The sequence below is a fragment of the Actinoplanes sp. NPDC023714 genome, from assembly GCF_040639855.1.
In the GTDB taxonomy this organism is placed as follows: Bacteria; Actinomycetota; Actinomycetes; order Mycobacteriales; family Micromonosporaceae; genus Actinoplanes.
On the sequence record NZ_JBFAAR010000011.1, the window covers coordinates 1 to 22,641 of the forward strand.

Consider the following 22,641-nt stretch of genomic DNA (forward strand, 5'->3'; position numbering starts at 1 on the left):
CTCCCACCCATCTGCAAGCAGACAGGCCGGGGTATTGCCATAATTGGCACTGGCTTATCAAGCACCCTGTTGAGTTCTCAAAGAACAACCGCACATCAAAGTCGAACCCCAATTAAGAGGCCCGCATCTGAGGCAACCGTTCGAATTACCTGGTCGAGTTTCGCCTGTGAGGCCTCGCCCAAGTGGAGTGGCTCGCCCAGGACGATCGGATTCTCACCCGTCCGTTTCCCTGGCGGCTCAACCACCTTACCCGGTTGGCGTCGCGTCCGCAAATCCGGCCGCACCACCCGGTGTCGAGTTCTAGCTTAGCTCGCCCTCGACCGCTCCCGGGTCGCCTTCCGGATTGTCACTTTCGTGCCGCTCCGTACCGGTTTCCCGCTTGCAGAGAAGAAGTTACGGGACACGGGTGGGTGACCGCAAATCGACGTCCATCGTGCGTCTGAGCGGCGCGGTGGCACACGGCGAAAGGAAACCGTGACAGAGTGGCGTCATGGACGCTTCCGAGACGCTGGCGGTCGACGCGTTCCTCGGCCTCATCGTGCCGCTCTGGCAGCTCGTGATCGGCCTGCTTGTGCTGGTCACGGTCGTGGTCTCGGTCCATCGGCTCTTCCTGCGAGGCCCCTCCCGGATGGGTGGGGCTCTTCTTTTGGCCGGCGGCGCGATCGTCGGCCTGGCGGTCGTCAGCTACCTCGTACAGAGTTTGTGACGCCGGATACAAAAGGGCCTACAGGCGGCGATTGGCGAGGCTCGGCAGCTCGGAGCGGATCTTCTCGAGGCGGGGAAGATCCAGGTCGGCGACCGCTACTCCCACTGCATCGGGCGCCTGGGCGAGCACCGTCCCCCACGGGTCGATGATCATGCTGCGACCGAAACAGGTCCGTCCCGGCTCGTGGTCGCCGATCTGTCCGGCGGCCAGCACGTAGCACTGGTTCTCGATCGCGCGGGCGCGCAGCAGGACCTCCCAGTGGTCCCTGCCGGTGTGCATCATGAACGCGGCCGGCACCACCAGGATCTTGGCCCCGCCGACCGCGAGCGTGCGGTACAGCTCCGGGAAACGCAGGTCGTAACAGATGCTGAGGCCGAGCGGGACACCGTTGACCGGGGCGACCACGGTCTCCTCCCCCGGGGCGACGGTCCGCGACTCCTGGTACGAGACCCGTCCCGCAATCTCCACGTCGTACAAATGGATCTTGCGGTAAACAGCCGTGAGGGCGCCGTCCGGAGCGAAGACCAGCGACGTGTTGTACGTCCGGTCCTGATCGGGCCCGATCTCGTGGAACGAGCCGGCGTGCACCCAGATGCCGAGCTCCCGGGCCGCCCGCGCGAAGAAGGCGCCGAACTCCCCGTCGACCGGCTCCGGCTTCGGCGCGTCGGCGGACCGGCCGAGGAAGTCCACGTATTCCGGCAGGACCGCGAGCTCGGCGCCACCGGCGGCGGCACGCTCGAGCAGCTCCCGGGCCACGGCGAGGTTCACGGCACGCTCTTCGCGTGAGTTCAGCTGGCAGACGGCGACACGCATGAATAGAGACTAAAACGCCGCCGCCCGGAGAACCGGGCGGCGGCGCAGTGAAAAAACCTCAGGCCGACTTCTCTTCGCGGTCGGGACGGCGGCGCCGGCCGACGAACTCCCGCGGGACGATGGTCGGGTTCACGTTCTCCAGGACCACCTCACGGGTGATCACCACGCGGGCGGCGTCGGGGTTGCTGGGCACCTCGTACATCACGGAGAGGAGGACCTCTTCCATGATCGCGCGAAGGCCGCGGGCGCCGGTGCCGCGGAGCATGGCCTGGTCGGCGATCGCCTCGAGCGCGCCCTCGTCGAACTCCAGCTCCACGCCGTCGAGCTCGAAGAGACGCTGGTACTGCTTCACGTAGGCGTTGCGCGGCTCGGTGAGGATCTTGATGAGAGCCTCACGGTCGAGGTTGCGCACCGTGGTGATCACCGGGAGACGGCCGATGAACTCGGGGATGAGCCCGAATTTCAGCATGTCTTCCGGCATCACCTTGCTGAAGATGTCGTCGGTGTTCCGCTCCGAGATCGAACGCAGCCGGGCCCCGAAGCCGACGCCGCTCTGACCGACGCGCTGCTCGATGATCCGGTCCAGCCCCGCGAAGGCGCCGCCGACGATGAACAGCACGTTCGTCGTGTCGATCTGGATGAACTCCTGGTGGGGGTGCTTCCGTCCACCCTGCGGCGGGACGTTGGCGACCGTACCCTCAAGGATCTTGAGCAGTGCCTGCTGGACACCTTCTCCGGAAACGTCGCGCGTGATCGACGGGTTTTCGCTCTTGCGGGCAATCTTGTCGACCTCGTCGATGTAGATGATGCCCTGCTCGGCGCGCTTGACGTCGTAGTCGGCGGCCTGGATGAGCTTGAGAAGGATGTTCTCGACATCCTCACCGACGTAGCCGGCCTCGGTGAGCGCCGTGGCGTCCGCGATGGCGAACGGCACGTTGAGCATCCGAGCCAGGGTCTGGGCGAGGTGTGTCTTGCCGCAGCCCGTGGGGCCGATGAGCATGATGTTGGACTTGGCCACCTCGACGTCGCTGCCCCCACCGGGCGCGCCGTTCGACTCGGCCTGAATCCGCTTGTAGTGGTTGTAGACCGCGACGGAGAGCGCCTTCTTCGCCTGCTCCTGGCCGACAACATAGTTGTCCAGGAACTGGCAGATCTCCATCGGCTTGGGAAGCTCTTCCCACTTCACCTCGCCGGTCTCGGCCAGCTCCTCTTCGATGATCTCGTTGCAGAGGTCGATGCACTCGTCGCAGATGTAGACCCCGGGGCCCGCGATGAGCTTCTTGACCTGCTTCTGCGACTTCCCACAGAAGGAGCACTTGAGTAGGTCGCCACCGTCGCCGATCCGTGCCACCTACGTTCTCCCTGCGTTCAATGGCCGATCGCCGACCGGTCCGTGTCCGAGGACGGAATGCCTCGTTGCCATCTCATCGTCCGCCGACCCGCGTAACTGAGGCTGCAGACTCGACGTTACCCGCTGCGGGGCTGTTCTCCGACCCCCCAAAACGGGCGTGTCAGGGGTCGGTCAGTCTAACCATCGACTGCCGGCCCCTGACATCGAGCACTCAGTTACTCGCGCCGACCGCTTGCAGGCTCTTCTTACGGGTCGCCAGAACGACGTCGACGATGCCGTAGTCCTTCGCCTCGTCGGCGGTCATGATCTTGTCGCGGTCGATGTCCTTGCGGACCTTCTCGACCGGCTGCTTCGAGTGGTGCGCGATCATGTCCTCGAGCTGGGTGCGCATCCGCATGATCTCGCGGGCCTGGATCTCGATGTCCGAGCCCTGACCGTAGCCGCCCTCGGTGGCCGGCTGGTGGATGATGATCCGCGAGTGCGGGAGCGCCATCCGCTTGCCCGGGGTGCCGCCGGCCAGCAGGACCGCGGCGGCGCTGGCCGCCTGGCCCAGGCAGACCGTGCTGATGTCGGGGCGGACGTACTGCATGGTGTCGTAGATCGCCGTCATGGCGGTGAACGAGCCACCGGGCGAGTTGATGTACATCAGGATGTCGCGGTCGGGGTCGGTGCTCTCCAGCGTCAGCAGCTGGGCCATCACGTCGTTGGCCGACGCGTCGTCCACCTGGACGCCGAGGAAGATGATCCGGTCCTCGAACATCTTGTTGTAGGGGTTCGACTCCTTGATCCCCCACGAGGTGCGCTCGGAGAACGAGGGCAGCACGTAGCGGTTGTGCACCGGAGCGAACCCGGGAGGCATGGAAAGGTCGGTCATGGTTCAGCTCCTCAGTTCAGCGTTCCGGCACCGTCCGGAACCTGCGTGGCCCCGGTGATCACCTTGTCGATGAAGCCATAGTCCTTCGCCTCCGCTGCCGTGAACCAGCGGTCCCGGTCGAAGTCGGTGGCGATCTGCTCAGGAGTCTGTCCCGTGTGGTGGGCGATCCGCTCCTGGAACATCTTCTTGGTGTAGAGCATCTGCTCCGCCTGGATGGCGATGTCGGCGGCCGTGCCGCCCATGCCGCCCGAGGGCTGGTGCATCATGATGCGCGCGTGCGGCAGGGCGTACCTCTTGCCGGCGGCGCCGGCGCAGAGCAGGAACTGCCCCATCGAAGCCGCCATGCCCATCCCGACGGTGGACACGTCGTTGTCGATGAACTGCATCGTGTCGTAGATCGCCATGCCCGAGTAGACCGAGCCGCCGGGCGAGTTGATCCAGAGGTGGATGTCGGCCTCGGGGTCCTCGGCGGAGAGCAGCAGCAGCTGCGCGCAGATGCGGTTGGCGACCGCATCGGTCACCTCGCTGCCGAGGAAGATGATGCGCTCACGCAGCAAGCGGTTGTAGACCGAATCGTCGAGGTTGCCACTGAGTGCTTCGCCCCGCCGCGCCACGGGGGTGGCGGGGATGTGGAGATCGGTCATGGCAGCCCTTCACAGCTGACTGTGTCGGCCGAGTCGTTCCGGCCGGCAGGTTGTCCGTCGTACGACCAACCTAACTGGTCGGATGCGCATCAGCTTCCCGCTCGGGCAGGTGTTCGCTGACAGCGCACGCGCCCGGGAAAAAGACAGAGGCCACCGTACGAGCGCACGCGCCCGCACGGTGGCCTGCTGACCGGTGGATCAGTGGTTGTGGCCGGCGTGCTCGTCCTCGCTCGCCGCGCGCAGGTCGTCGAGGGAGAGGGTGTTGCCGTCCTCGTCCTTCATCGTGACCTGCTCCATGACCGACGCCAGCGCCTTGCCCCGGCGCACGTCGCCGAAGACGGCGGCCGCGGAGCCCGAGCGCACCAGCTGGTCGTAGTACTGCTGGGGCTGCATCTGGGCGCGCTGCGCCCGGTGCACGATCTCGTGGCCGAACTCGTCGTCGGTGACCTGGACGTCCTCGGCGTCGGCGATGGTGTCGAGCAGCAGCTGGATCCGGACGCCCTCCTCGGCCGCCTCGGTCAGCTCCTGGTCGATCTGCTCCTCGGTCTTCTCCTCGGAGGCGAGGTAGTCGGCCAGGGTCGCGCCGATCCGCTCGAGCTGGTCGGTCATGGCCTGCTTGCGGCCCTCGACCTCGTCCTTGACGACGCCCTCGGGAGCCGGGATGTTCGCGGCCTCGACGAGCTGCTTGAGAGCCTCGTCACGGGCCGCGTAGATCTGCTCGACCTTCTTGACCTTGCTGAGCCGCTCGGTCAGGTCGTTCTTGAGCTCCTCGAGGGTGTCGAACTCGCTCGCCAGCTGGGCGAACTCGTCGTCGATCTCGGGCAGCTGCTTGTCCTTCACGGTGCGCACGACGACCTTCACCTCGGCGTCGCGGCCGGCGAAGTCGCCGCCGACGAGCTGGGTCGTGAAGGTGGCCTCCTCGCCGGCGGAGAGGCCGACGAGCACCTCGTCCAGACCGGGCAGCAGCTGCTTGCTGCCGACCTCGTGGGAGATGTTGGTGGCCGAGCCGCCCGGCACCTCCTCGCCGTCGACGGTGGCGTTCAGGTCGAGCTGCACGTAGTCACCCTCGGCGGCGGGCCGCTCGACGGTCTTCAGCGTCGCGAAACGCTCACGCAGGCCGTTGATCTGCTCGTCGATCTCGTTGTCGCCGATGGCGACGGCCGGAACCGTCACGGCGATTGTGGAGAGGTCCGGGACCGTGATCTCCGGGCGGACGTCGACCTCGGCCGTGAACTTCAGCGGCGCGTTGTCGGCGAACTCGGTGATCTCGACCTCGGGGCGGCCGAGCGTCTTGACGTCGTGCTCCTGAACCGCGGCAAGGATCTGCTGCGGGATCGCCTCCTGCACGGCCTCGTTGAGGACCGCGCCACGGCCGACACGCTGGTCGATGACAGCGGACGGAACCTTGCCGCGACGGAAGCCGGGCACCTGCACCTGCGCGCCGATCTCCCGGTACGCCTTCTGCAGGCTCGGCTTGAGCTCGTCGAACGGCACCTCGATGGCGAGCTTCACCCGGGTCGGGCTCAGAGTCTCGACGGTGCTCTTCACAGGCGTACTCCTTGTTGCTGCGGACAGTTGGTCACAAGTCGGGGTGGCGGGATTTGAACCCACGGCCCCTCGCTCCCAAAGCGAGTGCGCTACCAAGCTGCGCCACACCCCGTGGCGTCGGCCAGTGTATGCGGTCGGCTTGCCTGCGTGTGCGCTGGAGTCACCTGCTGGGGAATCCGGTTCGCGCGGACGGGAGTTGATTCAGTAAGCTGTACCCCGAGCGCCGGTGAAAACCGGGGCTCATGCGGGCGTAGCTCAATGGTAGAGCCTCAGTCTTCCAAACTGATTACGCGAGTTCGATTCTCGTCGCCCGCTCCACTGCATCGGCCCTGGTCTCCGGATCGGGGCCGTTCTGTTTCACCCGCTAGTGGATCATGCGGGGGCCTGCCGGGCGGCCGGGTCGGTGAGAGACGCGCACGGTGGCGGCTTCGAGGGATTCGCGGCGCCGCAGCTCGACCAGCTTGCGTCAGCGGGAACCGGAGAAAGCGGGGCCGGAGAAGGCGGGGCCGGAGAAGGCTGCGACCGGAAATCGTTCGGGCGCCGGGCCGCACCTCGCGATCGCCATACCCGACGCGACTCCGGACGGCCATGTCGAGGCCGCTGGGCGCTGCCGGAAACGGAGAGCCGAAGACGACGGATAGCCGAGGACGCCCGAGAGCCAAGGACGACGGAGAACCGAAGAGGGTGACGGCACGCCGGGGCCGCCGCCGGCGCGCGCCGGCGGGAAGGGGCCGCAGGGTTTGCGTGCCACGGGACTCCGGTGATGCGGTCGTGGGCTGCCGCCGACCTTCGTACCCCTGAAAAAAGATGAAAAGTCAGATGCCTTCCGACTTGTGCAGCCATCCGGCCTCATGCGTCTCGACCGGCCGCTCGCCGACGTTGCCGGTGCGCCGGTCGCGCCGCCACACCAGGAAAGCCAGGCCGGCGACGGCTGTCACGCCGAGAAAGCCGAGGAGGAGGAAGGGGATCATGCACTGAGCGTAACCGGCGCGGGCAAGAAGCCCGCGCCGGTGAAGGGCGCAGAAATCAGCCGGCCAGCACCTTGCCGGTCTCCAGCAGCGACTTCAGATCGCTGAGGACCCAGGCCCAGCCGCCACCGCCCTCGGCGCCCGCGTCCGGGTTGCCCTGGATCATCGTGCCGGTCGCGGGGGCGCCTGCCACGTCGTGCGTGATGGTGACCCGCTGGACGCCCGGGGAGGACTCCTCGATGTCGTAGGTGAGGGTCGTGAGCGGCTCGGCCGCGGTGCTCGGGTCCATCAGCATCCGCCACGTCTGCACCAGCCGGCGCGGCGGTTCGACCTCGAGGATCTCGCCCTCGACGATCGTCTCGGGCATCGGGAAGCCGCCGGCCGCGGCGTAGTCCTTCATCTCCTGGGTGGCGGTCGAGTAGAACCTGCCGCCCTTCTTCAGCTCGTAGAACTGGGGCGCCGCGTAGCCGTACTTCGCGTTCCACTCCGGGTCGGTGATCGCCTCCCAGATCTTCTCCGGCGTCGACTTGATCCAGATGCGGTAGACCTGCGTCGTGCTCATGGCTCTTCCTCCAGCTGTCGCTTGAGATCGATCAGTGCGGTGACCTGGCGCTCGGTGTACTTGTCGATCCACCGGTCGTGGATCTGCCGGATCGGCACGGGGTTGAGGAAGTGCAATTTCTCCCGGCCCGACCGGCGCACGACGACGAGCCCCGCCTCCTCGAGCACCTTCAGGTGCTTGGCGACGCCGAACCGCGTCATCTCCAGCTCGGACTCCAGCTCGGACTGCGTGCGGCCGTCACGCGCGAACAGGAGATCGAGCAGGAAGCGACGGCTCGGGTCGGCCAGAGCCTTGAACACCCGATCGTCGTCCGTCATGACACCAAGTTATGTGACCATTTGGTCACCTGTCAAGGATCGAAGATGTCGAGGATCAAAAGATCCAGAGCCATGGGTACGGGTGAAGTCAGCCCACGTAGCGGCGGGCCGTCGACCGGCGTTGCGTCTCGTCCAGCCGGGCCAGGCGCGCCTCCACGACGGCCGGACGGGGGCGGCGGTCCGCCACCAGCCAGCCGAGTCCGCGCACCGCGTCGAGCGCGCCGAGCAGCGAGGTCCGGTCCCGGGGGACGGTCGTCGCGAGGAAGAGGGTCCGCCGGATCGCCGCGCCGGCCGGTCGGCGGAGCCAGGTGAACCAGAGCGTGTTGCGCAGGCCGACCCGGCGGCGGTGACCGGCGTCGCGCAGCACCGAGGCCCGGTGGTGCACGGTCAGGTCCTCCCGGTAGCAGAGCTCCCAGCCGGCGGCGATGAGATCGGTGGCGAGCAGCTCCTCCTCGCCGCCCAGCCAGAGCCGGGTGTGGAACCCGCCGGCCCGCTCGAACGCCTCCCGGCGCAGCACCGAGGCGCCGGCCAGGAAGCTGCCGAGGGCCGGCCCGGGAAGCCAGTCCGGCCCGGGCACCGGGGAGTCGCGCAGCTCCGCCACGATCGGATCCTCGCGGCCCGAGGGCTCGACCACGATCCGGGCGTTCACCAGGGCCAGCCTCGGATGCGCGTCGAGCAGGTCGGCGGCGCGGGACAGCGAGCCCGGCTCCCACCAGGTGTCGTCGTCGCAGAAGGCCACATAGGGTGCGCGGATCCGCCGTACCCCGATGTTGCGGCCCACGGCCCCGAGGTTCTCCCGCAGCGCGACCACCTCCACCGCGGGGAAGCGGTCGCGGACCGCGGCCGCGGTGCCGTCCGCCGAGCCGTTGTCGACGAGCACCACGTGCGGCTCCTCCGGCAGCGCGAGCAACCGCTCCACACAGGCCAGCGCCTCGTCCCGCCGCTGCCAGGTGATGACCACGACGCCGACCCGCGAATCCCCCATGAGCGCCGGTTACCCCCTATCAGGCGTTGCGCACCTGTTGGTTATTCGGCCCCGATGCGGGAAAGCGGAAGGCATCCGTTCTTCGAGAAGGAGGATCCGTGGACCCGCGCACCCAGTACCCGAAGCCCGAGCTCGACGGCGGTGACCAGACGCCGCCCGGCTCCACGTCCGCGATGCCGGACCGGCCCGACCACGGCGAGGAGACCTACCGCGGCAGCGGCAAGCTCACCGGCCGGAAGGCGATCATCACGGGCGGGGACTCCGGGATCGGGCGGGCGGTCGCCATCGCGTACGCGCGGGAGGGTGCCGACGTGCTGATCTCGTACCTGCCTGAGGAGGAGGCGGACGCCCGGGACACGGCCGGATGGATCGAGAAGGCCGGCCGCAAGGCGGTGACCGTGCCGGGCGACATCCGCGACGAGGCGCACTGCCGGGCCATCGTCGAGCGGGCGGTGTCCGAGCTCGGCGGCGTGGACATCCTGGTGAACAACGCGGCCTACCAGATGGCCCAGCCGGGCGGGATCACCGACATCACCGACGAGCAGTTCGACCGGGTCATGAAGACCAATCTGTACGCGATGTTCTGGCTCTGCCGGGCCGCCGCGCCGCACCTCCAGCCCGGCGCCGCGATCATCAACACGGCGTCGGTGCAGGCGTACCTCTCGTCGAGCCAGCTGCTCGACTACGCCACCACGAAGGGCGGCATCGTGGCGTTCACGAAGGCGCTCGCCGAGGAGATGGCGGAGAAGGGTGTCCGGGTCAACGCCGTGGCGCCCGGCCCGATCTGGACGCCGCTGATCCCGTCGACGATGCCGGAGAAGAAGGTCGCCTCGTTCGGCGGCGACACCCCGCTCGGCCGGGCCGGGCAGCCCGCCGAACTGGCCGCCGCCTACGTCTACTTCGCGAGCCCGGACTCGAGCTACACGACCGGCGAGGTGCTCGGCATCACCGGCGGCAAACCGGTCAGCTGAGGGGTCTCCGCCGGGCCCGCGGGCCCGGCGGGATCACCCGCTCAGCCGGTGAACAGGTCGGTGACCCAGTGGACCGCGGTCATCACCCACTCGGTCTGCTGCAGGTGGGCCAGGCCGACGCCGATCAGGAACACGCCCGCCGCCATGTGCGCGCCGCGGGCGGTGTGCCGCACCCGGCCCAGCTGGCGCTCCAGCACGAGCCGGCCGACCAGGCGGGCCAGCGCGAAGACGCCGATCGCCACGACCACCGACGTGACGAAGACGATGATCGGGGTGACCATCGAGCCGTCCGAGGAGAGCACCCAGATCCCCCAGGAGACGAACGCGAAGATCAGCGGCGCGTTGCTCCACTCGCTGCCGCGCCGGAGCCGGCGGATGTGCCAGGCCAGCGGCTTGCGCTCGGCGGGGTCGTGGGCCGTCTCCTCGGGCCAGCCGGTGCCGGTGGGCTCGTGCTCGGCGGCGTACTGCTGCTGGGCCCGCTGCGTGACCCGCGCCCGGCCGACACCGAACGGCGAAGGCTCCGGGGCGACCGGATGGGCGCCGTGCGGGCCGAACGGCGGCACGCTCGGGTGGGGTGCCGTCGCATCGGGGCGCTGCGCCTGGGTCGGATTCTGCGGATGCTGCACCTCGGTCTGCGGTGCCTCGTCGTATCGGCCGTCGTGACGGTCCACCGGTGTGGTCGGCGCGTCGGCCCACGGGTCCTGCGGCGGCATGTCGAGCGTCCGCTCGGACCACTGCGGTTGCTCCGGCATTTTTCCCCTCTCGGCATGCGTGCGGCACGCGTGGCGTCAGTTCGAGAGTAACGAGCCAACAAATCGGTCGCCCCGGCACACAGCAGTCCGTTACACACATGCCATGGACGAAGAGCTTTCGGTACGCCCCGCCGCCCCGGGTGACTTCACGGCGATCTGCGACCTGCTGGCGACGGTCTTCCACGAGGAGGTCTTCCCGGAGGTCGAGGCCGAGGTCTACGAGACCGAGCGTTCGCTGGTCGCGGACGACGGCGGGACGGTGGTGGGGCACGCCGACGCGTTCACGCGCGAGCTCACCGTGCCGGGCGCCGTGGTCCCGGCCGCGCACGTCTCCGGGGTCGGCGTGCTGCCCACCCATCGCCGCCGCGGGATCCTGACCCGGCTCATGCATCGCCAGCTGCGGGACATCGCCGAGGCGGGCCGCGAGCCGATCGCCGTGCTCTGGGCCAGCGAGACCAAGATCTACCCCCGTTTCGGGTACGGGCCCGCGTGCTCGCGATCCGGGATGTCGATCATGAATCGTGAGGTTCGTCTCCCCGCTCCCCCGGCCACCCCGTCCGGCCGGCTGCGGATGGGCGACCCGAAGGATCTGCTCGCCGACATCGGCAAGGTCTACGACCAGCTCCGGCCCGGCAAGGTCGGCTGGTCGACCCGGGACGACCGGTGGTGGCGGTTCGTGCTGAGCGACCTGAAGGAGAAGCGGGACGGCGCCACCCCGCTGCGGGCCGTGGTGCACGAGGGGCCGGACGGGCCGACCGGCTACGCGCTCTGGCGGGTCAAGGACGAGTGGACCGCGCACGGGCCGAGCTCCGAGGTGATGGTCCGGGAGGTGGCGGCCGACGACCCGGAGACCTACCAGGCCCTCTGGCGCTTCCTGCTCGGCGTCGACCTGACCCGCACCGTCTCGTACCGGCTGGCCGCCCTCGACGAGCCCCTGCAATACCTCGTGGACGAGCCCCGCCGGCTCGGCCTGACCGTCTCCGACGGCCTCTGGATCCGCCTGGTCGACCTGCCGGCGGCGCTCGCGGCCCGGCGGTACGCCGCCGACGTCGACGTGGTGTTCGAGGTCACCGACCCGATCCTGCCCGCGAACGCCGGCCGCTGGCGGCTCACCGGCGGCCCGGACGGCGCGACCTGCACGAGGACCACCGACCCGGCCGACGTGGCCTGCTCGGTCACCGACCTCGGCGCGGCCTACCTGGGCGGCACCTCGCTCACCGTCCTCGCGGCGGCCGGCCGGGTCCGTCAGCTCACCGGCAACGACCCGGCGGCGGCGTTCGCCTGGCACCGGCTGCCCACTCCGACCGAAATCTTCTGAGATGGGCGGGACGGCGGTACCGTCGGCGTCATGGCAGAGCCCGAACGCCGGCGCCGGCGCGTACGCCCTCCGTCGGGATCAGCGTCGCGGGCGCCCGACGAGGTACCCCCCACCCCGAGACCCGGAACGGAGCGACCGCCCGTCCCGGTCCCCGGCCCTCCCCCGGTCCCCGCACCACCGGCCTCAGGCCCGCCAGTCCCGGCGCCGGCAGTGCCCGGTCCTCCAGCAGTGCCCGGTCCCCCAGCAGTGCCCGGTCCCTCGGTGCCAGGCCGTCCGGCGCCCGGCCCTCCACCAAGCGGCGCCCCGGGTGCCAGCGGGCCTCCGGGTGCGAGCGGGTCTCCGGGTGCAAGCGGGCTCTCGGCTGCCGGCGGACCTCCGGGTGCCGGCGGGCCTTCGAGTGCTGGCGGGCCTTCGAGTGCTGGCGGGCCTCCGGGTGCCGAGGTGACGACGGCCCGGCCGCGCGGCGGCTTCCCGCGTCGTCCGCCGAACTCGGCTCAGGGCGGGCAGTCCGACGACCGCGAGGCCGAACGTGGCCTGCGCGGCCTGGTCGGCTCGGGCTCGTCCCAGGTCAGCGTGGGCGCGGCCCTGCGAGCCCGTGACGCTTCCCGCCCCGGCGAGGAGGAGATGGCCGCGGCCGAGCGAGATCTGGTGATCGTCCGCCGCAACTGGCTACCCCGCGAGGAACTCCCCCGCCGCTGAACCCCCACGGCCTCCCGCCGCCTCCCTACTCCCGGCTCCCGGCCGCTCCCGACTGCCTCCCGATCTTGTTGATTCGTGCCGCCCCGTAAGCGCACAGATCAACAAGATCGCGGCAGAAGAGAGAGAACCCAGCGCGACCCGCAGCCGAACCCCCGCGCCACCTCCCGGCCACCCGGCCACCTCCCGACGATCTTGTTAATCCGGACAGCCCCGCGGCCGCACAGATCAACAAGATCGCGGCAGAAAAGCGAGCACTCAGCACGACCCGCAGCCGAACCCCGCCCCACCTCCCGATCTTGTTGATCCCGACAGTCCCGCGGCTGCACAAATCAACAAGATCGCGGGAAGGGAGCTGAGGGGATCTGAAGGGAGCGGAAGGAAGCGGGCGAGCGACACAGCAGCAGAACGACAGAGCGACCGAGAGCGCGGCAGCGCGCGAACTCAGGCGCTGGGGAGCTCCGGGAGAGCGCGGTCCTTCTCATAAGACGCCAGCTGCGCGATACGACGAGCATGCCGGGCGTCGCCCGAGAACGGCGTGGCGATGAACGCCTCGACGAAGGCGGTCGCCTCGTCGAGGGTGTGCTGCCGCGCGCCGATCGCCATCACGTTGCTGTCGTTGTGCTGACGGCCGAGCTGCGCGATCTCGGTCTTCCAGACCAGCGCGGAGCGCACGCCGGGGACCTTGTTCGCGGCGATCTGTTCGCCGTTGCCGGAGCCGCCGATCACGATGCCGAGCGAGCCCGGGTCGGCGACGACGCGGGCGCCGGTGTGGAAGCAGAAGGCCGGGTAGTCGTCCTCGGGGTCGTAGGAGTGCGGTCCGACGTCCACCACGTCGTGTCCCTGCTTGATCAGGTGATTCACGAGGTGCTGCTTCAGCTCGAAGCCCGCGTGGTCGGAGCCCAGGTAAAGACGCATGAGAGGAGTCTTTCAGAAGGTCAGGGCCGCGCGCAGGGAGGATGCCACCTGATCCGCGGCGGCCCGTGCGGCGTCGATGGTGGCGAGTTTGCGGGCGAAGCCGTGGTTCACGCCCATGTACCGGGTGTGCACCACCGGGACGCCGGCGGCGATCAGGGCGTCGGCGTAGTCGGCTCCCTCGTCGCGCAGGGCGTCGTACTCCGCCGTGATGATCAGGGTGGCGGGCATGCCGGTGAGGTCGGCCGCGGCGAGCGGCGCGACGTCCGGGTCGAACCGCTGTGCCGGGTCGGGCACCCAGGTCTCCCAGGCCAGTTTCATCGAGGCCCGGTCGAGCCCGTAGGCGCCGACCTCGTCGTAGGACTCGGCGGAGGTGAGCGGGTCGATCGCCGGATAGATCAGCACCTGGAAGTCGAGCGGGGTGGCCGCGTCGCGTTGCCGCCGTGCGGTGACGGTGGCGAGTTGCCCTCCGGCGCTGTCTCCGCCGATCGCGATCCGGGAAGGGTCAAGACCAAGATCAAGACCTGATTTGCGTACGTACGAAAGGACCGTCTCGGCGTCTTCGATCGCGGCCGGGAAGACGTGTTCGGGGGCGAGCCGGTAGCCGACCGAGACCACGGCACAGCCGGACCGGTCGGCGACCCTGCGGCAGAACCGGTCCACCGTCTCGATGCTGCCGTAGCACCAGCCGCCGCCGTGCAGGTAGACGAGGACCGGCGCGCCGGCCCTCGTGGCGTAGAGCCGGCAGGGCACGCCGTCGGCGTCGAAGTCGGCGACGACCGGGAGCGGCAGCTCCGGGCCGGTCTCCGCCTCGTTCGACTCCTCCATGGCGGCCCGCACCCCGAGCAGGATCTGGTAGGGGTCCCCGGTCATCTCGGTGGCCGGGGGACGCCGCCGCAGAGCCGCGGCGGCGTTCACCTGGGGGTGGAGCATCGGCTAGCCGAGCTGGGCGAGTACGAGACCGCCGCGGGCCTTCGGGGTGAACCACGTGCTCTTGCGGGGCAGCTTGAGCCGTTCCAGGTTCACCTCGACGAAGTCGTCGACGGTCACCGGCGCGATCAGGACGGCGAGCTCGGCGCGGCCGTTGTCGACCTCGTCGCGCAGCCACTCGACCGGGTAGTCCCCGCCGATGTAGGAGATCCGCTTGTCGCCCGGGTCGAGACCGAGGGCGTCGCGCAGCAGCACCCGCTCGACGAGAGCGTGGTCGAGGTTCTCGACCGCGGTGCCGGCCGGGTCCGGCGGCAACCCGATCGCGAAGGAGCGGCCCCCGGCGTACATCTCGATCGTGCCCTTGGCGGGCAGTTGCGCGACGCGCGGCAGCTCGGTGACCGTCGCACCGGCGGCGCGCAGCCGCGAGAGGAGATCGTCGAGCGCCGCCGGGAGCTCGCTCACCAGGCGGTTGTAGGGCTGGATCGCGACCGACGCGGGCGTGGTCACGACGGCCAGGAAGCGCGGGATCCCCCCGGTCTGCGCGGCCAGGCTGCGGTGGTTGCCGTCGGCGACGACGAGCTCGCCGCCGCCGGCCAGGGCGAGCAGGCGGTCCTGCTGCTCACCGGGGCCCAGCACCCAGATGGCGTGGGTGCGGCCGGTCGCGTCCAGGTCGGTCGCGTCCGGCTCACCGGCGGCGTCCACGGCCTCGGCGAGGGCCGCGTGCAGTTCCTCACCCTTGCCGGTCTGGAGCAGCAGCACCGGGGAGAGCAGGGTTCCGATCGCCTCGGCGAGAGCGACGCGCTCCCGGACCTTCGCGATGAACACGTCCTCGTTGCGGATCACCAGGCCGGGCTCGTCGGCGCTGGTGGAGATCTGCGCGGTCTCGACCGTGCTCCACAGCCCGTAGGCGGGCGCCTCGCCCGGACCGCTGATCCGGTAGAGGACCACCACGTCCTCGGCGGACCGGTACCGGCCCTCGGCCTTCGCGCGCTCCAGGCGGACGACGGCGTCCGGGAGCGATTCGGTGAAGGACTTGCCGAGCGACTCGGGCGCAAGATGCGGCATCTCCACGCCCAGCGAGCTGGACGCGTTTGCCTTGATGATCTCGGTGATTTCGGCGTCGTCGGCGAACTCGTCATAATTCTGGGCCCCGGTACCGCCATTGGTGATCCAGGCCCGGCTGATCGGGTGCACGACCGTCATGGGGGGCAACTTACCCGGAGTGCCCGCCCGGCCCACCAACCGGAGTCGGCCCGGGTGACGTGGTCGACGCCCGGTCCCGCAGACCCGCCGTGACGGTCACCGGCGGGGCGAGCAGAACGGCGATCTCCGGGGGCAGATCAGCCCAGGCGCCGCGCTGGACGCCGATCGTCGACGTGGGTTCGCTGTCGGGCATGCCTGCCTCCGGACTCGACGTGATGTACACCTCATCCAACGACCGGGTGGCGTCCGAGCGTCGGAGATTCGCTCGAACGCCACCCAACGGCAACCACGTGAGGTGCGGAGGTCAGTCGAAGATCGGGCCCAGCTCCCGGCTGCGCTTCAGCTCGTAGAAGCCGGGCGTGCCGGCGACGAGCACCACGCCGTCCCACAGCTTGCCGGCCGCCTCGCCCTTGGGCGCCGGTGTGATGACCGGGCCGAAGAACGCGACGGTCTCGCCCGGGTTCGGGCCCGGCGCGTGGATGACCGGGGTGCCGACGTCGGTGCCGACCGGCTTCATGCCGGCGTCGTGGCTGGCCCGCAGCGCCTCGTCACGCTCGTCGGTGCCGGCCGCCGCGGCGAGCGCCGGGTCGAGGCCGACCTCGGTCAGCGCCTCGGTGAAGAGCTTCTCGTCGAGCTCGTACTTCTGCAGGTGGATCCGGGTGCCGAGGGCGGTGTAGAGGTCCCGCAGCACCCCGGGTCCGGCGGCTTCGGCCGCCGCGATGCAGACCCGGACCGGTCCCCAGCCCTTGGACATGAGCTCCCGGTACTGCTCGGGGAGGTCACGGCCCTCGTTGAGGACGGACAGGCTCATCACGTTGAAGCGGATGTCGAGTGGACGGACCTTCTCCACCTCCAGCAGCCAGCGGGAGGTGATCCAGGCCCACGGGCAGAGGGGGTCGAACCACATGTCGACGGTGGCGCGTTCTGTCATTCCTCGATCTTCCCCCTTTCCGGGTGGGCGGTCGGGGTGAGTTCGGTCGCCGCCGACGCATAGTCTTCGAGGGACGAATGAACGAAGTCAGCTCGAAGCTCGAAGGAGAGTGCACGTGGCCGGTGTTCACAACCTGACCCAGGTCGAGGCTGCGGAGCGTAGTCGATTGCTCGAGGTGACCGGGTATGACATCACCCTTGACCTGACCGACGGGCACGGCAACCCCGGCTCCGACACGTTCCGGTCCACCACAGTGATCACATTCAAGTGCGCCGAGCCGGGCGCGGAGACGTTCATCGAGGCCGCCGCCTCGAAGATCCATTCCGCGACGCTGAACGGCGAGCCGGTCGACATCAGCACGTGGACGGCCGAGAAGGGCCTGACGCTGACCGACCTGGCCGCCGAGAACACCCTGGTCGTCGACGGCGACTTCGGATACTCGGCGAGCGGGCAGGGCCTGCAGCAGAGCCTCGACCCGGTCGACTCCGAGACCTACCTCTACAGCCAGTTCGAGACGGCGGACGCGCAGCGCACGTACGCCTGCTTCGACCAGCCCGACCTCAAGAGCGTCTTCACCTGGCGTGCCACGGTGCCGGCGCACTGGAAGGTCATCTCGAACATGCCGGTCGAGTCCGAGGAGGAGGCCGGCCCGGGCGCCAAGAAGATCCACTTCGCCACCTCGCCGCGGATGAGCACCTACATCACGGCGATCTGCGCGGGTCCGTACCACGAGGTGCGCGACTCGCACGACGGCATCGACCTCGGCGTTTTCTGCCGGGCCTCGATGGCGCAATACCTGGACGCCGACGACCTGTTCCTCATCACGAAGCAGGGCTTCGACTTCTTCCACGAGCAGTTCGGGGTGCGCTACCCGCTGCCCAAGTACGACCAGCTCTGGGTGCCCGACTTCAACGCCGGCGCGATGGAGAACTTCGGCTGTGTCACGCACGCCGAGGCGCACTACATCTTCCGCTCGCAGGTCACCGACTACGAGTACGAGCAGCGCGCCAACACGATCCTGCACGAGCTGGCCCACATGTGGTTCGGCGACCTCGTCACCATGCGCTGGTGGAACGACCTGTGGCTGAACGAGTCGTTCGCCGAGTGGGCGAGCCACTGGTGCAACACGCACGCCACCCGGTTCACCGACGCCTGGTCGACGTTCCTGTCGATCCGCAAGGCCTGGGGCTACCGGCAGGACCAGCTCTCCTCGACCCACCCGGTCTACTGCGAGATGCCCGACCTGGAGGCCGTCGAGGTCAACTTCGACGGCATCACGTACGCCAAGGGCGCGAGCGTCATCAAGCAGCTGGTCGCCTACGTCGGGCTCGACCCGTTCCTCACCGGCCTGCGCGCGTACTTCGCGAAGCACGCCTGGGGCAACGCCACCTTCGACGACCTGCTCACCGAGCTGGAGGCGGCGTCCGGCCGGGAGCTGCGCAAGTTCGCGGCCCAGTGGCTGGAGACCGCTCAGGTCAACACGCTGCGCCCGGTCGTCGAGATCGACGCGGACGGGAATTACACCAGCGTGGTCGTGCAGCAGGAGGCCCCGGCCGGCTACCCGACCCTGCGGACCCACCGGATCGGCATCGGGCTCTACGACCTCGACGGCGACCGGCTGGTGCGCCGCGAGCTGATCGAGGCGGACGTGGCCGGCGAGCGCACCGAGATCACCGCGCTGACCGGCGTGAAGGCCCCGGACCTGCTGCTCGTCAACGACGAGGACCTGTCGTACGCGAAGCTGCGGCTGGACGAGCGCTCGCTCGGCACCCTGGTCGGGCACATCGCCGGGTTCGACTCGGCGCTGCCCCGGGCGCTCTGCTGGGCGGCCGCGTGGGACATGCTGCGCGACGCCGAGATGGCGGCCCGGGACTACGTCGCCCTGGTCGTGGCGGGTCTGCCGGCCGAGTCCGACATCAACCTCACGACGGCCACGCTGCGGCAGGCCGGCATGGCGCTGACCAGCTTCGCCGACCCCGAGTGGAACCCGACCGGCTGGAAGATGCTGGCCGGCCTGGCGCAGCAGCAGCTCGCCGCGGCCGAGCCGGGCAGCGGCTGGCAGCTCACCTGGGCGCGGGCGTTCATCACCGCGGCGCGCACCCCGGAGGAGGCGGCCGTGCTGCGCGGCTGGTTCTCCGGTGAGTCCCGTCCGGAGGGCCTCGTGGTCGACACCGAGCTGCGCTGGAGCCTGCTGCAGGGCCTTGCCGCGCTCGGCGCCGCCACTCCCGAGGAGATCGAGCAGGAGCTGGCCGGCGACCGGACCGCGAGCGGTGAGCGGGAGGCCGCGATCGCGCACGCGCTGGTGCCGACCGCCGAGAACAAGGCCCGGGTCTGGGCCGAGCTCACCGGGCCGCAGGCGCTGCCGAACTGGAAGAACCGCTCGCTGCTGCAGGGCTTCCAGAGCACCCGCCAGGTGGCGCTCACGGCCCCGTTCGCGGAGAAGTTCTTCGAGGTGGTCGGGGACGTGTGGGCGCGGTCGGACAGCGAGCCGGCGCAGGAGTTCGCGACGCTCGCCTACCCGGCGTACCAGATCAGCGAGGAGACGGTGGCGCTCACCACCGCCTGGCTCGAGCGCGAGGGTCAGCCGGCGTCGCTGCGCCGCCTCGTGGCCGAGGGCCGGGACGGCATCGAGCGGGCGCTCAAGGCCCGCGCGAAGGACCGCGCCGCGGCCTGATCGGCATCGACGAAAACCCCCGCTCCGGTCCGCCGGAACGGGGGTTTTTCGTGGGCATAACCTGCCGGAAACAACGCTGTGTGAGTAGGCTTGCACTCCCGGCAATGGAGGTGGGCACCGTGACGATGCTGAGCCAGGGTGCCTCGGCGCGCTGGAGCGCGCCGGACGGCCGGTGGACCGAGCCCGATCTTCATCTGTTTCCGCAGGACGGGCATCGCTACGAGATCGTCGAGGGCGGCCTGCACGTCAGCCCGCCGGCCGGCGACCGGCACACCGCCGTCGTGGAGGCGCTCGTCGAGGTGCTGCGGGCCGCCGCGCCGGAGGGCTGGTGGGTGTGCGACAGGTCCGGCGTCGACACCGGGTCGAGCAACCTGGTTCCGGACATCACCGTGCTGCGGCCGCGCTCCGGCGGCCACGCCTGGGCCCGCCCGTCCGACGTGGCGCTGGTGGTCGAGGTGGAGTCCGAGGAGACCCGGCACTACGACCGGCTGCTCAAACCCGCCGTGTACGCCGCCGCGGGCATCCCCGGGTTCTGGCGCGTGGAGGACGGGCCGGTGCTGCGCACGTTCACCCTCGACGGCGACGGCTATCGGCCCGGGGAGAGCGTGACGGGCGCCGAGACGGTCCGCCTCGACGCCCCTTACCCGATCCGGGTGAAGTTCTAGGAACGACCCGCGTGCGAGGCGAGCTGGTCGATGCCGATCAGCAGGCCACCGGCCAGGTCACCGCCGGCGAACGCCGCGGCCATCGACAGGCCGGCCAGCTTGGCGTCCCGGTCGGAGATCCGCTTGCGGGCGTCGGAACCGGTGACGATCTCGAGCCTGCGCTGGTTGGGCGAGACCGCGATGAGGACCGAGCGCTGCGGCGTACGGGTCTTGCGGTGCAGCTCCTCGGCCGACTCCCGGGTGGGGTCGCCGAGCTCGCCGAGGTAGATGCTGAAGTTCAGGCCGGTCGCCTGGTCGGCGATCCGGAGCGCCTCGTCGAGGCGCAGCAGCTGGCGGGTCGTGAAGGGACCGTCGGCCGGCTGCTCGACCTGGGCGAGCTCACCACTTGTCACTTGCGCCTCCTGTCGGGCCGGGCCGGACCGGAGCGCCGGAGCTGTCCTCGATGACGAGTCCGTGCGCGGCGGCGTGCGAAACCGGCGCGGCGGTCTTCTCCGGGGCGGCCGAGAACCACATCGCCGGGAAGTCGAAGGACTGGCCCGGACGGTAGCGGCGGGACGGCTTGGCGCGATTCGAACTGGAGAGAACGAGCAGCGCCACCGTGCCGATGACCGCGGCCGGAATGATCACAAAGACCAGAACGGTGCTGATTACTGACAACTGAACGCCCCCAGGCGCCGGTGATCCCATTTGATTCTGAACATCAATCACGGTAGCGGAGCGCGTGTCGTCCCGGAGCGTCGGGTCTCGAACCGGGGTCTCACGCCGTCGGGATCTACGCGGAATGTGGGCGGAGGTGCGAAAATCACCCTCACGCGCCGTCCACGACTTTTCCGCCGCGGACGGCCAGGAGGGGGGATTCCATGCGACTGTCCGTCCCTGCCGCTGCGGCGGTGTCCGCCGTCGTGCTGGCCCTCGCGGGCTCGCCCGCGCAGGCCGCCGCGGCCGTCTTCATCGAGCTCAACCCCAGCACGGTCCCGGCCGGCGAGGACGTGTCGCTGCGGGCGTCCTGCGACGACAACCTCAAGCCGGCCACGGTCAACGCCGAGCCGATCGGCGAGGTGACCGTGCAGCCCGACGTCGGGTTCCTCACGGCCACCGTCCGGGTCCCGGACGACGCCGAGCCGGGCGACTACCCGGTGGCGCTGCGCTGCCCCGACGGCGGCGGCAACGCGACCGCAACGCTGCACGTCGTGGCGAAGGTCGAGCCGACCCGCGGCCCGGCCACCGGCGGCGGTGGCACCGCGCCGGGCTCCGGGCCCTCGATACTCGTCGGGGGCGGTCTCGCCGCGATAGCGGCCGGGCTCGTCCTCGCGGTCGTCTCGATCCGTCGCCGGCGACTCGGCTGAGGCGGCGGTGCCGAGTCAGGATCGGGTGCCGGGTGGCTCCCGCGTGCCCGCATCCGTGCAGCGCAAGCGGCCGGCGCAGGTGATCACCGCGCCGCCGCCCGGTGTGGTGACCGGCCCGCTGCCGCCCACCCCACCGGTACGGGGGCGGTCGCCCTTTCAGATCCCCCGGGCCCGGATCGGCGGGCCGGAGCCGAGGGTCCGGCGCGGCCGGACGGCCGGGCCGATCGCCCTGGTCGCGCTGATCCTCTGCTTCCTCGGGCTGTTCGCGGTCGGCCTGGGCCTCGGCTTCGCAACCGGGTTCGACATGGGCGGCTGGTTCCGGGGCCCGGACGAGCCGCCGCCGCGCGCCTTCCCGGTGCTCGAGCCGAGCCGCCCGGAACGGCTCGAGATCCCGGCGATCGAGGTGTCCGCGCCGGTCCTCGAGGTGGGCCTGGCCGACGACGGCTCGGTCGGGGTGCCACCGCTGAAACGGCACAACGAGGCCGGCTGGTTCGACGGCGGCCCCACCCCGGGGCAGTTCGGGCCGGCGCTGCTGGTCGGGCACGCGGACACCCGTACCGGGCCGTCGGTCTTCCACGACCTGCACCGGCTCGAGCCGGGCCAGGAGATCGAGGTGGACCGGGCCGACGGCACCACCGCGATCTTCGAGGTGAACTCGGTGGAGAAGTTCGACAAGGACGATCTGCCGGTGCAGCGGGTCTACGGCGACTACACCCGGCCGTCGCTGCGGCTGATGACCTGCGGCGGCGACTGGCTGGGTGACGCGCGGGGAGGCTACTCCGACAACATCGTCGTCTTCGCCTCGCTGGTCGACACCCGCTGAGAAGGTCCGGGTACAGAAAGAGGCCGGGCGGCTATGCCGCCTCGGCCTCGGCGTGGGTGGACGGGATGTCGAGCCAGTCCATCCACCGGGGATCGGGGGTACGGTGCCCGAGCACTCGCCAGGCGACCCCTCGTGGCGCCGCCGGCAGGGCGTGTAACCGCCAGCCGAGCTCGGCGGGCGTCTTGTCGCCCTTGCTGTGGTTGCACTTGGCGCAGGCGGCCACCACGTTCTCCCAGGCGTGCAGGCCACCACGGCTGCGCGGGAAGACGTGGTCGATGGTCTCGGCGGAGCCCCGGCAGTACGCGCAGCGGCCGCCGTCGCGGGCGAAGATGGCCCGGCGGGAGAGCCCGACGTGGGTGCGGTAGGGCACCTTCACGTAACGGGTGAGGCGGACCACCGACGGGACCGCGAGGGTGTGGTGCGCGCTGTGCAGCATGCCGTCGCCGTCGGAGACGCACTCCGCCTTGGCGGTCAGCAGCAGGATGGTCGCCCGACGCACCGATACGACGCACAGCGGCTCGTAGGTAGCGTTCAGCACTAACGCGGAAGAGCCCACTGTGGGTCGTATGTCAGGCATCGCGATCACCCTTCCGGTGTCAGTTGCTCAACCGCTCCCATAGCCCATGCGTGTGTGATTCAGGCCTCGAAG

At 70.0% G+C, this 22,641-nt stretch carries 26 protein-coding genes and 2 tRNA genes; 9 read left to right on the forward strand and 19 right to left on the reverse strand.

Annotation, left to right across the window (positions count from 1 at the left end):
* The first annotated feature begins 490 nt into the window (after nucleotides 1-490).
* Entirely contained in the window at nucleotides 491-706 is a 216-nt protein-coding gene (locus AB0G10_RS35215) for a hypothetical protein (RefSeq protein WP_360931949.1), read from the forward strand.
* Nucleotides 707-724: 18 nt separating this feature from the next.
* Here the strand turns inward: AB0G10_RS35215 and AB0G10_RS35220 are convergent, their stop codons facing one another.
* The 6 genes from AB0G10_RS35220 to AB0G10_RS35245 all read right to left on the reverse strand — a co-directional run bounded on the left by AB0G10_RS35220 (nucleotide 725) and on the right by AB0G10_RS35245 (nucleotide 6,048).
* Nucleotides 725-1,519 (reverse strand): carbon-nitrogen hydrolase family protein, encoded by a 795-nt coding sequence (locus AB0G10_RS35220; RefSeq protein ID WP_360931952.1) that lies wholly within the window; start codon nucleotides 1,517-1,519, stop codon nucleotides 725-727.
* A gap of 58 nt (nucleotides 1,520-1,577) precedes the next feature.
* Nucleotides 1,578-2,870 carry an ATP-dependent Clp protease ATP-binding subunit ClpX gene (gene clpX / locus AB0G10_RS35225; RefSeq protein WP_360931955.1) on the reverse strand — a complete coding sequence of 431 codons (1,293 nt, stop codon included), beginning with the start codon at nucleotides 2,868-2,870 and terminating at the stop codon, nucleotides 1,578-1,580.
* A 211-nt stretch (nucleotides 2,871-3,081) separates the two neighbouring features.
* Entirely contained in the window at nucleotides 3,082-3,744 is a 663-nt protein-coding gene (locus AB0G10_RS35230; protein ID WP_360931958.1) for an ATP-dependent Clp protease proteolytic subunit, read from the reverse strand.
* An 11-nt stretch (nucleotides 3,745-3,755) separates the two neighbouring features.
* Nucleotides 3,756-4,388 (reverse strand): ATP-dependent Clp protease proteolytic subunit, encoded by a 633-nt coding sequence (locus tag AB0G10_RS35235; protein ID WP_127546911.1) that lies wholly within the window; start codon nucleotides 4,386-4,388, stop codon nucleotides 3,756-3,758.
* 198 nt (nucleotides 4,389-4,586) lie between these two features.
* Entirely contained in the window at nucleotides 4,587-5,936 is a 1,350-nt protein-coding gene (tig, locus tag AB0G10_RS35240) for a trigger factor (protein WP_360931961.1), read from the reverse strand.
* 38 nt (nucleotides 5,937-5,974) lie between these two features.
* Nucleotides 5,975-6,048: transfer RNA gene (locus AB0G10_RS35245), tRNA-Pro, on the reverse strand.
* Between the two features lie 132 nt (nucleotides 6,049-6,180).
* On the opposite strand from AB0G10_RS35245, the gene AB0G10_RS35250 reads away from it, so the two are divergent.
* Nucleotides 6,181-6,254, forward strand: a tRNA-Gly gene (locus AB0G10_RS35250).
* A 497-nt stretch (nucleotides 6,255-6,751) separates the two neighbouring features.
* On the opposite strand, the gene AB0G10_RS35255 is transcribed toward AB0G10_RS35250, so the two are convergent.
* The 4 genes from AB0G10_RS35255 to AB0G10_RS35270 form a co-directional block, all read right to left on the reverse strand.
* The gene (locus AB0G10_RS35255) at nucleotides 6,752-6,907 is read right to left on the reverse strand and encodes a hypothetical protein (protein ID WP_360931964.1); all 156 of its coding nucleotides are present in this window, start codon (nucleotides 6,905-6,907) and stop codon (nucleotides 6,752-6,754) included.
* Nucleotides 6,908-6,962: 55 nt separating this feature from the next.
* Nucleotides 6,963-7,466, reverse strand: coding sequence for an SRPBCC domain-containing protein (locus AB0G10_RS35260; RefSeq protein WP_360931966.1), 504 nt, complete (start codon nucleotides 7,464-7,466; stop codon nucleotides 6,963-6,965).
* Nucleotides 7,463-7,783 carry a metalloregulator ArsR/SmtB family transcription factor gene (locus tag AB0G10_RS35265; protein ID WP_360931969.1) on the reverse strand — a complete coding sequence of 107 codons (321 nt, stop codon included), beginning with the start codon at nucleotides 7,781-7,783 and terminating at the stop codon, nucleotides 7,463-7,465. Before AB0G10_RS35265 ends, AB0G10_RS35260 begins: the two co-directional genes overlap by 4 nt.
* 88 nt (nucleotides 7,784-7,871) lie before the next feature.
* Entirely contained in the window at nucleotides 7,872-8,768 is an 897-nt protein-coding gene (locus tag AB0G10_RS35270; protein ID WP_360931972.1) for a glycosyltransferase, read from the reverse strand.
* Nucleotides 8,769-8,866: 98 nt separating this feature from the next.
* Between AB0G10_RS35270 and AB0G10_RS35275 the strand changes: the two genes are divergently transcribed.
* A complete protein-coding gene (locus AB0G10_RS35275; protein WP_360931975.1) occupies nucleotides 8,867-9,739 on the forward strand; it encodes an SDR family oxidoreductase in 873 nt (290 codons plus the stop codon).
* A 41-nt stretch (nucleotides 9,740-9,780) separates the two neighbouring features.
* Here the strand turns inward: AB0G10_RS35275 and AB0G10_RS35280 are convergent, their stop codons facing one another.
* Nucleotides 9,781-10,491, reverse strand: a complete 711-nt coding sequence (locus tag AB0G10_RS35280) for a DNA-directed RNA polymerase II (RefSeq protein WP_360931978.1) — start codon at nucleotides 10,489-10,491, stop codon at nucleotides 9,781-9,783.
* 103 nt (nucleotides 10,492-10,594) lie between these two features.
* Here AB0G10_RS35280 and AB0G10_RS35285 point away from each other — a divergent pair, with 103 nt between their 5' ends.
* Nucleotides 10,595-11,809 carry a GNAT family N-acetyltransferase gene (locus tag AB0G10_RS35285; protein WP_360931981.1) on the forward strand — a complete coding sequence of 405 codons (1,215 nt, stop codon included), beginning with the start codon at nucleotides 10,595-10,597 and terminating at the stop codon, nucleotides 11,807-11,809.
* Between the two features lie 441 nt (nucleotides 11,810-12,250).
* Nucleotides 12,251-12,508 carry a hypothetical protein gene (locus AB0G10_RS35290; RefSeq protein WP_360931984.1) on the forward strand — a complete coding sequence of 86 codons (258 nt, stop codon included), beginning with the start codon at nucleotides 12,251-12,253 and terminating at the stop codon, nucleotides 12,506-12,508.
* Between the two features lie 441 nt (nucleotides 12,509-12,949).
* Here the strand turns inward: AB0G10_RS35290 and AB0G10_RS35295 are convergent, their stop codons facing one another.
* The 5 genes from AB0G10_RS35295 to AB0G10_RS35315 all read right to left on the reverse strand — a co-directional run bounded on the left by AB0G10_RS35295 (nucleotide 12,950) and on the right by AB0G10_RS35315 (nucleotide 16,484).
* On the reverse strand, nucleotides 12,950-13,423 hold the full coding sequence (locus AB0G10_RS35295) for a ribose-5-phosphate isomerase (protein ID WP_360931987.1): 474 nt from the start codon (nucleotides 13,421-13,423) through the stop codon (nucleotides 12,950-12,952).
* A 12-nt stretch (nucleotides 13,424-13,435) separates the two neighbouring features.
* Complete coding sequence (locus AB0G10_RS35300) at nucleotides 13,436-14,353, reverse strand: alpha/beta hydrolase (protein ID WP_360931990.1); 918 nt, start codon at nucleotides 14,351-14,353, stop codon at nucleotides 13,436-13,438.
* A gap of 3 nt (nucleotides 14,354-14,356) precedes the next feature.
* Entirely contained in the window at nucleotides 14,357-15,553 is a 1,197-nt protein-coding gene (locus AB0G10_RS35305) for a DUF1015 family protein (protein WP_360931993.1), read from the reverse strand.
* A gap of 10 nt (nucleotides 15,554-15,563) precedes the next feature.
* Nucleotides 15,564-15,746 (reverse strand): hypothetical protein, encoded by a 183-nt coding sequence (locus AB0G10_RS35310; RefSeq protein WP_360931996.1) that lies wholly within the window; start codon nucleotides 15,744-15,746, stop codon nucleotides 15,564-15,566.
* Nucleotides 15,747-15,857: 111 nt separating this feature from the next.
* Complete coding sequence (locus AB0G10_RS35315; protein ID WP_360931999.1) at nucleotides 15,858-16,484, reverse strand: disulfide bond formation protein DsbA; 627 nt, start codon at nucleotides 16,482-16,484, stop codon at nucleotides 15,858-15,860.
* 115 nt (nucleotides 16,485-16,599) lie between these two features.
* Here AB0G10_RS35315 and pepN point away from each other — a divergent pair, with 115 nt between their 5' ends.
* Nucleotides 16,600-19,158: an aminopeptidase N gene (pepN, locus tag AB0G10_RS35320; RefSeq protein WP_360932002.1), complete on the forward strand. Its 2,559-nt coding sequence runs from the start codon at nucleotides 16,600-16,602 to the stop codon at nucleotides 19,156-19,158.
* Nucleotides 19,159-19,283: 125 nt separating this feature from the next.
* Nucleotides 19,284-19,823 carry a Uma2 family endonuclease gene (locus AB0G10_RS35325; protein ID WP_360932766.1) on the forward strand — a complete coding sequence of 180 codons (540 nt, stop codon included), beginning with the start codon at nucleotides 19,284-19,286 and terminating at the stop codon, nucleotides 19,821-19,823.
* Here the strand turns inward: AB0G10_RS35325 and AB0G10_RS35330 are convergent.
* Nucleotides 19,820-20,215, reverse strand: a complete 396-nt coding sequence (locus AB0G10_RS35330; RefSeq protein ID WP_360932005.1) for a DUF5130 family protein — start codon at nucleotides 20,213-20,215, stop codon at nucleotides 19,820-19,822. The two genes, AB0G10_RS35325 and AB0G10_RS35330, sit on opposite strands and share 4 nt — an antisense overlap.
* Nucleotides 20,202-20,450 carry a hypothetical protein gene (locus tag AB0G10_RS35335; RefSeq protein ID WP_360932008.1) on the reverse strand — a complete coding sequence of 83 codons (249 nt, stop codon included), beginning with the start codon at nucleotides 20,448-20,450 and terminating at the stop codon, nucleotides 20,202-20,204. Before AB0G10_RS35335 ends, AB0G10_RS35330 begins: the two co-directional genes overlap by 14 nt.
* Nucleotides 20,451-20,683: 233 nt before the next feature.
* Between AB0G10_RS35335 and AB0G10_RS35340 the strand changes: the two genes are divergently transcribed.
* Entirely contained in the window at nucleotides 20,684-21,169 is a 486-nt protein-coding gene (locus tag AB0G10_RS35340) for a hypothetical protein (protein WP_360932011.1), read from the forward strand.
* 43 nt (nucleotides 21,170-21,212) lie between these two features.
* On the forward strand, nucleotides 21,213-21,992 hold the full coding sequence (locus AB0G10_RS35345) for a class F sortase (protein WP_360932014.1): 780 nt from the start codon (nucleotides 21,213-21,215) through the stop codon (nucleotides 21,990-21,992).
* Nucleotides 21,993-22,023: 31 nt separating this feature from the next.
* Here AB0G10_RS35345 and AB0G10_RS35350 read toward each other — a convergent pair whose 3' ends face one another.
* Complete coding sequence (locus AB0G10_RS35350; RefSeq protein ID WP_360932017.1) at nucleotides 22,024-22,569, reverse strand: HNH endonuclease; 546 nt, start codon at nucleotides 22,567-22,569, stop codon at nucleotides 22,024-22,026.
* Nucleotides 22,570-22,641 lie beyond the last annotated feature (72 nt).